General features: G+C 46.4%; 12 protein-coding genes. 9 read left to right on the forward strand and 3 right to left on the reverse strand.

Translation table 11 applies throughout. The features are described 5' to 3' along the window. Nucleotides 1-21 precede the first annotated feature (21 nt). The gene (locus tag NYE50_RS16745) at nucleotides 22-282 is read right to left on the reverse strand and encodes a DUF1871 family protein (RefSeq protein WP_014418748.1); all 261 of its coding nucleotides are present in this window, start codon (nucleotides 280-282) and stop codon (nucleotides 22-24) included. A gap of 86 nt (nucleotides 283-368) precedes the next feature. On the opposite strand from NYE50_RS16745, the gene NYE50_RS16750 reads away from it, so the two are divergent. The 3 genes from NYE50_RS16750 (at nucleotide 369) to NYE50_RS16760 (ending at nucleotide 3372) form a co-directional block, all read left to right on the forward strand. Continuing rightward, on the forward strand, nucleotides 369-1532 hold the full coding sequence (locus tag NYE50_RS16750) for a MalY/PatB family protein (protein WP_121984665.1): 1164 nt from the start codon (nucleotides 369-371) through the stop codon (nucleotides 1530-1532). 122 nt (nucleotides 1533-1654) lie between these two features. Continuing rightward, nucleotides 1655-2938 carry a sensor histidine kinase gene (locus tag NYE50_RS16755; RefSeq protein ID WP_022553702.1) on the forward strand — a complete coding sequence of 428 codons (1284 nt, stop codon included), beginning with the start codon at nucleotides 1655-1657 and terminating at the stop codon, nucleotides 2936-2938. 47 nt (nucleotides 2939-2985) lie between these two features. Beyond that, the gene (locus tag NYE50_RS16760) at nucleotides 2986-3372 is read left to right on the forward strand and encodes a kinase-associated lipoprotein B (RefSeq protein ID WP_021495358.1); all 387 of its coding nucleotides are present in this window, start codon (nucleotides 2986-2988) and stop codon (nucleotides 3370-3372) included. A 24-nt stretch (nucleotides 3373-3396) separates the two neighbouring features. Here the strand turns inward: NYE50_RS16760 and kapD are convergent, their stop codons facing one another. Continuing rightward, nucleotides 3397-4014 (reverse strand): 3'-5' exonuclease KapD, encoded by a 618-nt coding sequence (gene kapD / locus NYE50_RS16765; protein WP_003152084.1) that lies wholly within the window; start codon nucleotides 4012-4014, stop codon nucleotides 3397-3399. A 150-nt stretch (nucleotides 4015-4164) separates the two neighbouring features. On the opposite strand from kapD, the gene NYE50_RS16770 reads away from it, so the two are divergent. The 3 genes from NYE50_RS16770 (at nucleotide 4165) to NYE50_RS16780 (ending at nucleotide 7808) form a co-directional block, all read left to right on the forward strand. Beyond that, nucleotides 4165-5409, forward strand: coding sequence for a multidrug efflux MFS transporter (locus tag NYE50_RS16770; RefSeq protein WP_224987995.1), 1245 nt, complete (start codon nucleotides 4165-4167; stop codon nucleotides 5407-5409). Between the two features lie 89 nt (nucleotides 5410-5498). Beyond that, nucleotides 5499-7373, forward strand: a complete 1875-nt coding sequence (locus tag NYE50_RS16775; RefSeq protein ID WP_014418753.1) for a transglycosylase domain-containing protein — start codon at nucleotides 5499-5501, stop codon at nucleotides 7371-7373. A 21-nt stretch (nucleotides 7374-7394) separates the two neighbouring features. Next, nucleotides 7395-7808 carry a thiol-disulfide oxidoreductase DCC family protein gene (locus tag NYE50_RS16780; RefSeq protein ID WP_014305710.1) on the forward strand — a complete coding sequence of 138 codons (414 nt, stop codon included), beginning with the start codon at nucleotides 7395-7397 and terminating at the stop codon, nucleotides 7806-7808. Nucleotides 7809-7822: 14 nt separating this feature from the next. Here NYE50_RS16780 and NYE50_RS16785 read toward each other — a convergent pair whose 3' ends face one another. Beyond that, nucleotides 7823-8380, reverse strand: coding sequence for a YufK family protein (locus NYE50_RS16785; protein WP_007408662.1), 558 nt, complete (start codon nucleotides 8378-8380; stop codon nucleotides 7823-7825). Between the two features lie 174 nt (nucleotides 8381-8554). Between NYE50_RS16785 and malK the strand changes: the two genes are divergently transcribed. The 3 genes from malK to NYE50_RS16800 all read left to right on the forward strand — a co-directional run bounded on the left by malK (nucleotide 8555) and on the right by NYE50_RS16800 (nucleotide 12331). Further along, on the forward strand, nucleotides 8555-10156 hold the full coding sequence (gene malK, locus NYE50_RS16790; protein ID WP_094296256.1) for a malate sensor histidine kinase MalK: 1602 nt from the start codon (nucleotides 8555-8557) through the stop codon (nucleotides 10154-10156). Continuing rightward, entirely contained in the window at nucleotides 10149-10856 is a 708-nt protein-coding gene (locus NYE50_RS16795) for a response regulator (RefSeq protein ID WP_003152077.1), read from the forward strand. Before malK ends, NYE50_RS16795 begins: the two co-directional genes overlap by 8 nt. Before the next feature lie 401 nt (nucleotides 10857-11257). Beyond that, nucleotides 11258-12331, forward strand: coding sequence for a BMP family lipoprotein (locus NYE50_RS16800; RefSeq protein WP_159354528.1), 1074 nt, complete (start codon nucleotides 11258-11260; stop codon nucleotides 12329-12331). Nucleotides 12332-12446 lie beyond the last annotated feature (115 nt).

Below are 12446 nucleotides of genomic sequence, written 5' to 3' on the forward strand. Positions count from 1 at the left end.
AACCGGCGGAACCGCCGGTTTTTAAGGGGTGCAGGAGCTGCTTTCTTTTATGGACAGAAGCTGCTCGGCGGCCTTTTGGCAGCCTTCGATCGGAAGCTTTTGCTCAAATGAAGCTTCAAAGATATCCTGAATGGCTGCTGCCAGCTTGTCGGCACGGTCTTCACTGTAGACGGCCTGAACGATGTCGACGGCTTCTGTCTCATAAAAATCTTCTCCATATTTAAACGGGTCCCACTTGGCAATGATTTTCATCATTTCCATGACCGCTTGGCTTTCTTCCATTTTCATCACCGCTTATAATAAAGTTTGCAATTCTATTTTATCATAGATACGCTGTGCAAAATAATGATACTACAGGAGTGACATACATGAACTTTGATCTTCGAGAAAACCGTCTTGGCACACAATCGGTGAAATGGGACAAGGCGGAAGCGTTATTCGGCGTATCGAATGCGCTTCCGATGTGGGTTGCCGATATGGATTTCCGCGCTCCCGAAGCGGTCACTGACGCCTTAAAAGCCCGCCTTGACCACGGCATATTCGGTTATACGTCTCCTGACGAAAACACAAGAGAAGCCGTCGCTTCATGGCTTGAGACGCGGCACGGCTACCGGCCCGATCCCGCAAGCATCGCGTTCAGTCCCGGTGTTGTCACGGCAATCAGCATGGCCGTACAAGCCTTTACCGAACCGGGCGATCCGGTGTTGATTCAATCACCGGTGTATACGCCTTTTTATCAGATGATCAAGGAAAACAAACGGCAGGTTTTACATAACCCATTACGGGAAGAAAACGGCGTCTACTGTATGGATTTTGAGGATCTTGAGAAAAAGCTGAACGATTCTGAGGTCAAGCTGATGATTCTTTGTAACCCCCACAATCCGTCCGGCAGAGCGTGGAGCCGGGATGAGCTTATGAAGCTCGGATCGCTGTGCGCCGCCCATAACGTCACCGTCGTTTCTGACGAGATACATTCCGACTTGATGCTGTACGGAAAGCCGCATACGCCTTTCGCTTCTCTGTCTGAGGAGTTTGCGCGGATTTCCGTTACTTGTGTCGCGCCGAGCAAGACGTTTAATATTGCCGGCATTCAGGCATCCGCCATTATCATTCCCGATCGTTATAAGCGGGCGAAATTCTCCGCCGCATTGCATCAGAACGGGATTTCCAGCCTCAACACATTTGCGGTTGCAGCAATTGAAGCGGCTTATACAAAGGGAGGCCCTTGGCTTGACGCGCTGATTCCTTACATTGAAGGGAATATGAAATTGGCTGAGGACTTTTTAAGACAAGAATTGCCGAAAGTCCGTATGATGAAGCCTGACGCTTCCTATTTGATCTGGATGGATTTCAGCGAGTACGGATTTTCGGATGCCGAGCTCAAAGAAAGAATGCTCAAAAAAGGAAAAATCATATTAGAGCCGGGAACAAAATACGGACCGGGCGGCGAAGGATTTATGAGACTTAATGTCGGCTGTTCAGCCGCCGCCGTAAAAGAAGGGCTTGAGAGAATGAAAGCAGCGCTCGCTTAGCAGCGGAAAGAACGCCTTTATCAGATGAGATAAGGGCGTTCGCTTTAGAGAAATATATACTTTTTTTTCCGGTAAAGATGTTATAATAGATTCATATTTACATAGGAAAGGATTTCGCATAAATGGAGATTGTAAAGGATTACCTGCTTCACTTCTCTTTTATTTTATTCCCTATTTTTCTTTATCAAGTCTTCTGGCTCAGCAAGCCCGATTTGCTTGTGCCGAGAGCGAACCGCCTGCTGGTCGCCGTATTTGCAGCGTCATCTTCCTTATTATGTACGGCTTTTCCCATCCAGGAGCTTCATTCCGTCCGTTACGGTTTGCAGCTGATTCCCATTATCGTCTGCCTGCTTTATTCCGGTACCGGTGCAGGACTTGCCGCAGGGGCGGCATCCGTTTTTTTTCAGCTCATATGGTTTGAACCTTCCGCTCTTTTTTTCTTATCCTTAATTCCTTTTTTAATCATCATCCCTATCCAGCTCCAAACGAAATGGCCTTTTTTTTCAAAGCGGAAGAAACTGCTTTTCGCTCTTCTCATCGGCTGCACTGAAACCGCCTTATTAACCGCATCTGTCTTCATCTATTCCGCGACCAATATTTTCAATTTTCAAAATCTACCTTCCGTTTATTATGAGGCGGCAGTATCTGTTTTTTTTCAAGTCAGCGCCCTTTTGCTGTGCATTTATTTGATTGAGATCATTGATGAGAATGCGTCCATGCGGGCAAGGCTGATTCACTCAGAAAAAATGGCCGTCGTCAGCGAGCTTGCGGCAAGCGTCGCCCATGAAGTCCGCAATCCGCTTACGGTCGTCAGAGGTTTTGTGCAGCTGCTGTTCAGCGGCGAGCAGCTTCAGGACAAATCCCACTCCGGATATCAGAAACTTGTGCTGTCCGAACTCGACCGGGCTCAGACGATCATTACGAATTATCTCGATATGGCGAAGCAGGATGACTATGAAAAAGAAAAGTTTGATATTTCTCTGCTCGTAAAGGAAACAGGTTCCTTAATGGAGTCTTATGCCCATTTTAAATCGGTGACCGTTACGGTTCGAAGCGAGCCTGATTTATATGTGTTCGGCGATGTAAAAAAACTGAAACAGGCCTTCATTAATCTGATTAAAAACAGTATTGAAGCCGTGCCCTCTGAAAACGGCCGAATCGAGGTCTCCGTCCAAAAACAGGAAGAGATGATTCTCATTCAGATTACGGATAACGGAATCGGCATGTCCGATGAAGAACTGCAGAAACTCGGCAAGCCGTATTATACGCTGAAAACGAACGGCACCGGGCTCGGGCTTACCGTGACATTCTCGATTATTCAGCATCATGAAGGCTCCGTCTGTTTCACCAGCGGCGAGCACTCGGGCACAACGGCCTCAGTCAGGCTTCCGGCAGCTGTTCACTAGCCAACCGCGTTGATCTTTTATAGAATAACTAGAGAGAGGTGAACGCTATGAATACGTTTGAAATCGGCACAATCGTAAAAGGGTTTTATAAAACAGGAGCATACATAGGGGAAGTGACAGACGTCAGGCCCAATCACTATTTAGTGAAAATTAAAGCCGTTCTGACGCATCCCGCTCAAGGAGATCTTCATCATCCGAAGCAGGCGGATGTTCCGTTTTTTCATGAAAGAAGAGCGCTTGCATTCGGGGAACAGACAAACATACCGCATCAGATGGTCAAACCGTTTGATGGCGAGGTGCCTGATTATACGGCTTCCTTACAAGCGGCGTCTGCCCGGCTGAAAGATCAGCTTACAGCGGACGGCTCAGAATGGGCGGAACGTTCGCTCGCCAACTTGGCCGCGTTAGAGCGTGACTATTTTAAAAGAACTTGACCCAGTCGGCATGATTGGGTTTTTTTATGTGGCCCGGCGAAACAGTTCAGTCAGATCGACGCGATCACCGATCGTCGGAGGTTTCGGTTTTTCAAGATATTGTTTATCCCGCTCGACAAGCTTGAATAATTTGTATGTCGTCCGCGCATCATCCAGCGCTTTATGATGCGTGCCCGTCCCTTTATCGCCATACTCTTCTGCCGCTTTCCAAAGGCCGGTCAATGTTCTGTCGCCGAAGAAGTTTTTGTATTCAAGGGACAGATCCCGAAGTTCTCCTTTGAACGGAAAAGGGATGTGGTTAAACATGCAATTTTGCTTTAACACTTTCATATCCATATTGCCCCAGGTGACGATCGTGCAGTTTTTATCAGGATCAAGCTCATTTAATTTGCGGATGAATTCATTAAACGTGATTCCGCCGTCCACGTCTTTTTGGGTGATGTTCAGAAAGGTTTTGCATCGTTTCGTCAGCTTCGGAAATTTTTTCGGTTTGATATAACTCGAAAACGTTTCAGTCACTTCATCATTCACCGTCTTGACAATCCCCGCTTCAATAATCTCGGGAAAGAAATTTTGCGGGCTGTATTTTCCGTCAGGCATCGTAAATTCAAAATCAATAATGAGCAGACTGCGCTGATCCACTTTTTTACACCTGCCTTTCCTCCGATCAAAAATGATATTTTATGATAGTATATCAGTTTCCCCTCTGAAACTTTCTTCATTTTCTAAAAATAATGAATTTTCCTATATCCGCATCGAAAATACAAATACCGGATTCATTCCTATATACTAATGATTAGATACACGAAAAGTAAAGAAGGTGATGTTATTTCTGTCCGTAAGAAGAACTTCGTCGTCATTTGGATTACAAATTTCTTTATTTCCGCCAGCATGACCATGATTGTTCCGTTTCTTTCGTTATATATCGAAACGATCAGCCCCCATTCGGGCGGGTATGTGCAGAGATGGAGCGGGTATGTGTTCGGCGTCACGTTTTTAATGGCATTTGTGATTTCCCCGTTTTGGGGAAGATTCGGCGATAAGCGCGGCTACAAAAAAATTCTCTTGATTACAGGAACCGGCATTGCCATCAGCATTTTATTGATGGGGTTTGTGACATCCGTTTATCAGCTGTTTGTCCTGCGGCTGCTTATGGGTCTAGTAACAGGCTTTGTTCCGACATCGCTTGCCATGATTTCGGCGCAGACGCCGAAAGAGACTGCCGGGAAGACGCTCGGCACGCTGCAGATGGGTCAGGTGTCAGGCACTTTATTCGGACCGATGCTGGGCGGGCTGCTCGCTGACAGCTTCGGGTTTACGTACACATTTTTTATTACGTCTTTTGTCATTTTCGCATCTGTGCTTCTCGTTTTATTTCAGGTGCATGAGCTGCCGCTCGGCGAGAAACAAAACAAGCGGAAAACCTACTCCAGAAAACAGGTGCTCTCTTATATTTTTCACCAGCCCGCGCTTTGGGCGATGATGGTGCTTACTATGATCGTGCAGACCGGCAATTTCAGCATCCAGCCGCTGCTCGCTTTATATGTCAATGAGCTGCACGGACCTGTTAATTTAGCTTTTTTCTCCGGAATGGCGTTTTCAGCGACCGGACTCGGAAGCTTATTGCTTGCCCGGAAATGGGGGGACTTCGGCGACCGCTTCGGCCACAGCCGGATCTTAATCGTGCTTTTGATTGCCTCAGCGGTGTTTTTCATTCCGCAGGCGCTCGCCTCCTCCCTCTCCATTCTGTTAGTCTTCAGATTTCTGTTCGGCATGGTCATGGGCGGCACGCTCCCCTGCATTACGGCCGCGATCCGCGTCAGGGCGCCGGGCAGCATCCAGGGAGAGGTGCTCGGCTATAACGTCAGCTTTCGTTTTCTCGGAAATGTGCTCGGCCCTCTGCTCGGAGGTGCGGTCTCGAGCGGTTTTTCCATTTCGGCTGCTTTCTACGTCACCGCCTTTCTCTTTTTAATAGGCGCGGGGCTTTTATGGATGGCGGGACATTTGCAAAAGGATACAGCGTCAAATGCGGGCTGACCGGCAGCGATCACGATTTCTTCTAAATTTAACCTTCTCGTATTCTTAAAAGAATGATACGATATGGCTAGAAATCAGGAGAAAAGAGAGTGACCATGGTACGTAAAATAATCGGATGGATTTTGCTGCTCGGCATTATCCCGTTGTTTGCATTTACAGTTATTGCTTCCGGCAAAGAGGTAAAACAAATCAAGCCTTTTGATCAGGTGCTCGATAAACATATTGATTTAAAAGCGATCAACCTGGTTCAAAACAGTTACATGTATGACAGGGACGGAAGCCTTGTTTCTGAGATTGTCAGCGATCATGAGAACCGCGTGATCGTGCCCTTTAATAAAATACCGAATGAGGTAAAACAGCTGTTTTTAACCTCTGAAGACCGTCATTTTTATGAGCATAAAGGGTTTGACTTTATGGGGATGGTCAGGGCGGCCGCCTCCAATTTCAAAGATCATAAAATTGATCAGGGCGCCAGCACCATCACCCAGCAGCTGGCAAGGAATGTGTATTTAAGCCATGAACGCACCTTCAGCCGAAAACTGACGGAGCTGGCCTATTCCTATCAGCTTGAGAAAAAATACAGCAAAGATGAGATTTTAGAAGGCTACTTAAATACGATTTATTTTAATAACGGCGTATACGGCGTCGGTTCGGCGGCACAATTTTATTTCAGCAAGCCGCTGAAATCTCTCACTTTGGGAGAGATGGCCTTTATCTGCGCTATCCCTAATAACCCTACATTATATGATCCTCTCAAGCATTTTGATTATACGAAAAAACGACAAGTCAGATTGCTTAACGGATTGAAAAAAGCAGGCGTTATATCCGGGAAACAGCTGAAAAAAGCCGAAAAGGAAAAGATCAAGCTTGATATAAACGAAAAAACAAATAAATATCCTGACTATGTTTCCTATGTAAATGATGAATTCACACAGCTTGTTTCATCATCCGAAGGCTATGACAAACGTCTTGAAAAAGCTTCCGGAAAGGCGAAACAAAAAATACAGAGTGAGCTTTCCGACAGGGTCAGCACATTGTTAAAAGACGGCGTGAAGATTTATACGGCGCTGAATCCGTATATGCAAAACCAGGTCGTCGCCCAAGTGAATCAAAATCTGCCGTATGCAGGCGTTCAGGGCGGAGCGGCCGTGATTAATCATCAGACGCATCAGATTATCGCGCTTTCAGGCGGGAAAGATTATCATAAATATGATTTCAACCGCGCCTATCAAGCATACAGACAGCCCGGTTCATCCATTAAGCCGCTGCTTGATTACGGACCTTACATTGAAAAGACCGGCGCAACGCCACACAGCAAGATTGACGCAAGCAAATTCTGCAGTGCGGATTACTGCCCGCAGAACTATAATAACCGCACGTACGGCACGGTCACGCTGGAAACGGCGTTTAAATACTCGTACAACACACCGGCCATCAGAATCATGGACCGCGTCGGCGTCAATAAGGCGTTCAGCTACCTTGAACCGTTTCATTTCGCGAAGCTGGTCAGCGCGGATTACCGTCTGCCTGCGGCGCTTGGCGGTTTTACAAACGGCATGACGCCGCTTGAAATGACCAATGCGTATACCACGTTCGGCAACAACGGCGTTTATACGCCGAGTCACGCGATTACAAAAGTGACTGATTTAAAAGGAAAAACGATATTAAAATGGAAAGATGAGCCGACGCAGGTATTCAGCGTGCGGACCAACATGCAGATCAAAGAAATGATGAAAGCCGTCGTCAAAAGCGGTACAGGAAAGAAAGCGAACTTTAAAGCTCCGTACGTCGGCGGAAAATCAGGAACGTCAAATGACTATCACGATATGTGGTTTGTCGGCCTGACGGACGCTTATACGATGGGGGTATGGGTCGGCAAGGATACACCGTCAAGCGTCGAATATCTTCATGACGCAAGCCCTCAGCTTTCGATCTGGAAAAACACGCTGCAGGCAGCTTACTAAAGATAACGGAGGGGATCCGCTTTGAAACCAGCTCAGCTTCCGGACCGCGTGCTTTTGTTTGACGGCGTCTGCAACTTATGCAGCGGCGCCGTTCAATTCATCATTAAACGCGATCCGGCCGGCAAAATCTCATTTGCTTCATTGCAATCAGATACCGCCCGGGAGCTTTTGGCATCAGAAGGACTTCCGACAGAACAATTTGACAGCATGATTTTTATCGAAAACGGGCGGATATACAAAAAATCCGCAGCCGTGTTAAAGGTTTCACGTCATCTCCGCGGAGCCTGGCGGCTGTCAGCGGTTTTTTTCGCAGTGCCCCGCCCCCTCAGGGACAGAGCCTATTCTTTCATCGCCCGGCGCCGTTACAAATGGTTCGGAAAAAGGGAAGCATGCATGCTCCCCTCCCCTGAGATCAAAAACAGATTTCTGTCTTAACAAAAATGGCTAGCTTACACAGGTAAGCTAGCCATTATGCTATTATAAAGCTTGATAAAGATGTACAAAATACCGATAACAAAAGTAAACCAAAACAGAATCTCAAGCAATATAAAACCGATCAGCGAAACGATAGAGAGTGTCGAATAGATTCTGTACACCATGAAAATCAAATAAACGAGCGTAACAACGGCAAATAACGCCGCAATCCAAAAACCATTCTGCACGAGCGCAAAGGAAAGAATTCCTCCGCCTACATAAATTAAAGACCCTAATCTGATTTTTTTCAGATTGTCCCCCTCAGGGTCATTTGTGAAAAACAAAAGAGACAGCTCTGTCACTGTGTTTGCAATCAGCTTCAAAGCCGAAAAGAGCATAAAATACACAAGGGCGAACGCTGCAAAAAGCGCCAGTCTGATCCCTTTCTCAGAGAAATAATCCAGCATCCCCTGATACATGCCGAGCGTCTGAAGTATCTTCATGACATAAAGCGAGGTAGAAATGGATAATGACGAACTAAAAAGCAGAATCGCAACGAGCGGAAAATAACCCGTCCAATAAGTATTTTTCATATAAAAAGTCCCTTTCTGTAATCTACCTCACTTATTATGGAGGACTTAAAACACATTGACAAGATAAAAAATACCATTTTTCCTCACTTTTACGAAATAAGGGCCTGATCTTCACAAACCGGCTTTTTCGGAGTAAAGTAGAACGCGGGAATGATAAACGTAAGGAAGGCTGTTATGAAAAAAACATTAAAATTGCAAACCCGATTAACGATATTCGTCTGTATTGTCGTCCTTATCGCACTTTGTATCACCTTTTTCACGATCAGCGTCCAAACAGCAGACCGCGTGAAAGAAGAAGAACGGACAACCGCGCTGCGCACCGCAAAGCTGGTCGCGGAAACACCGAGTGTCACGCAGGCATTGCAAACAAGAAAAGGGCTGAAAGAGCTCCGGGATTATACATTAGACGTCCAGCATACGACAGGTACCGAATTTGTCGTAGTGATGGATATGAACAGCATCCGCCTCACCCACCCCGACGCAAATAAAATCGGGAAGAAATTCACCGGCGGAGACGAACAGCCGGCGATGCACGGCCATATCAAAACGAGCACATCAGCGGGAACCCTCGGGAAATCCATGAGAGCCTTCGTACCGATCTATGGAAAAGATAAAAAACAAGTGGGCGTCGTTTCGGTCGGAATTTCGCTTAACAAAATACAGGATGTCGTCAGCCACAGTTTGAGACCGCTTTATTTCATCATCTGCGTAAGTATTTTTGTCGGCGTCATCGGAGCCGTCATTGTCGCCCGCACCGTCAAAAACATTATGTACGGTCTTGAGCCTTATGAAATCGCCACCCTGCTGGAAGAGCGGAGCGCCATGCTCGAATCAACGAAAGAAGGCATTCTGGCGGTTGACGCGCGGGGAAAAATTAAGCTTGCCAATGCGGAAGCGAAACGGCTTTTTATTAAAATGGGTATTTCGACTAATCCGGTCGATCAAGATGTGAACGATATTCTCCCGAAAAGCCGGCTGAAACAGGTGATTGAAACGAAAAAACCGCTTCAGGACAGGGATATCCGCATTAACGGACTTGAGCTGGTCTTTAATGAGGTTCCGATTCATCTGAAAGGACAAACCGTCGGAGCGATCGCCACGTTCAGGGACAAAACGGAGGTCAAACATTTAGCAGAACAGCTGTCCGGTGTTAAAATGTATGCAAACGCATTAAGAGCCCAGTCTCATGAATTCATGAATAAGCTTCATGTCATTTTAGGGCTTGTCCAGTTAAAAGAATACGATGATCTCGGCACTTACATTAAAGACATTGCCATTCAGCAGAAGACGGAAACAAGCGAAATTATAAGTGATGTCAAAAGTCCGGTTCTCGCAGGGTTTCTTCTAGGAAAACAAAGCTACATACGCGAACAGGGTGCTGATCTGGACATTCAGCTAGGCAGCCTGATCCCGAATGCGGCAGATCCGGCCGTCATCCATGAGCTCATTACGATTATCGGAAACCTGTTAAACAACGCGCTCGACGCGGTGGCGCAGATGCCGAAAAAAAACATTACGTGCTCAATGCGGTTTCAGGATCGTCAGCTTGATATAGAGATTACGGACACGGGAGCCGGAATGTCTGCGGCAGACCAAGCCCGTATTTTTGAACAAGGTTATTCCACGAAAGGGACAAACCGGGGGTTCGGCCTCTATTTCACCCAGCAGGCAACAGAAAATTTAAAAGGCCATATGATTGTGACAAGTGAAAAGAATGAAGGAACGACTTTCAGTCTTCGCATTCCGTATGAACCGAAGGAGGAAAATGATGATTAATGTACTCATAGTTGAAGACGACCCCATGGTGGGTGAATTAAATAAACGCTATCTCAGCCAGATTGAAGGATTTCAGCTGAAAGGGATCGCATCATCCTTTCAAAGCGCGCTGCACGTGCTGAGCGAGCATCATATCGATCTCATCCTTCTTGACATTTACATGCCGGGAAAAAACGGGCTTGAGCTTTTAACGGAAATCCGCAAGCAAAATGAATCGGTTGATGTCATCGTCATTTCGGCCGCAAGCGAGCTGGACGTTATCAAAAAAACGCTTCGGTACGGCGCCGTCGATTATTTAATCAAACCATTTGAATTTGACCGCTTTCAAACCGCTCTTTCCGACTACAGACGCAAGCAGAAAGTTTATCAATCACACAGAAGCATGACACAGAAAGAATTGGATGCCGAGCTTTTTCAAAAGAAAGAAGCGGCGGAAAAGGTTCACCTTCCGAAGGGATTGACAAAAAGTACGCTTAAACTCATCTGGGCGAGCATTGAGTCTTTCGGTGACGGCTCTTTTACCACGGAAGATCTCGCCAAGCATACTGAAATCTCGCAAGTCTCCATCCGGAAATACCTTAAATTTCTGGAAGACATACAAGTGCTGAATGTAGAGATGGCGTACGGCACGATCGGCAGACCCGTCTTTCAATATCATATCAACACCGGCAATGTCAGCAGCATCAAACAATATTTATAATGTCAAAAAGCGCCGTTCCGCTGTGAACGGTGCTTTTTTACTGTCATATCCCGTGACAAAAGGATTGAGATTCCTTTTTTGTATGCTATATAAGGATAATGACCCGGCTGATCCTCCTCTGTTTTATCCAGATGAGGAAGCCGATTCATAAAATTGATATTTTTTAAAAAATAAGCAAATTTCTATTTATTTATGGCGGGTAAAATGATAAATTATGATTGGTTAGCAGATCTTTTCAGATAAGTCATAAGTCCCAAACCCGGAAGAGACAGCCGCTCAAGGCGGGAAAAAGAGAGACGTCTCATCATTATTATCAGAAAGTTTTTTCGATTCTGCATCCGGTACGGGGACTCAAGTCTGAATTGAACGGCACAGCCATATTTTACAGGGGGGTTATATCTTTGAAAAAACGCAAAATCGGAATGGCGATGGCGCTCATCGCGGCGGCCGGAACCATATTAAGCGCATGCGGTTCAAGTGACAAAGCAAACGGCTCCGGCAGCAAAAACTTTACCGTCGGCATGGTAACGGATATCGGCGGTGTCGATGACAAATCATTTAACCAGTCCGCCTGGGAAGGTATTCAGGCATTCGGAAAAGACAACGGGCTTACAAAAGGCAAAAGCGGTTTTGACTATCTTCAATCAAAATCAGATGCGGATTATACAACGAACTTAAATAAATTAGCGCGGGAACACTTTGACCTGATTTACGGCGTCGGGTATCTGATGCAGGATTCCATCAGCGAAATCGCCGATCAGCGCAAAGACACAAATTTTGCGATCATTGACGCCGTTGTCAAAAAAGACAACGTGGCGAGCCTTACATTTAAAGAGCAGGAAGGTTCATTCCTCGTGGGAGCGGCCGCTGCGCTATCGAGCAAAACGGGAAAAGTCGGATTCGTGGGCGGAATGGAGTCTGAATTGATCAAAAAATTCGAAATCGGCTTCCGCGCGGGTGTACAAGCCGCAAATCCGAAAGCGACCGTCGAAGTGAAATATGCGGGCGGATTTGACAAAGCCGATGTCGGTAAGGCTACGGCTGAAAGCATGTACAAATCAGGCGTTGACGTCATTTATCACGCGGCCGGCGCAACGGGAACGGGCGTCTTCACAGAAGCGAAAAATCTGAAAAAAGAAGATCCGAAGCGGAACGTATGGGTTATCGGTGTTGATAAAGACCAGTACACGGAAGGTCAAGTCAAAGGCACAAAAGACAATGTCACTCTCACATCAATGGTCAAAAAAGTGGATACAGCCGTAGAGGACTTAACGAAAAAAGCGAGTGACGGGAAATTCCCGGGCGGCAAAACATTAACATACGGTTTGGCGCAAGATGCAGTCGGCATCTCGGATCACAAGGAGAACCTTTCTGACGATGTCATCAAAGCAACAGACGATTGGAAGAAGAAAATCGCGGACGGGCTCGAGATCCCTTCAACTGAAAAAGAATTGAAATCCTTCAAGGCTGAGTAAGAACCAGGGGATAAGGAGACTTCCGTGCTTATCCCCTCTCTTTTATGAAAAGAGCGGTGAAGGAAAAGCTGCATCTCTTGCAGCTTTTCTTTTGCCAAGCTCTTTCTCATCAAAG

The sequence above is a fragment of the Bacillus sp. EU55 genome (assembly GCF_038005925.1).
In the GTDB taxonomy this organism is placed as follows: domain Bacteria; phylum Bacillota; class Bacilli; order Bacillales; family Bacillaceae; genus Bacillus; species Bacillus velezensis.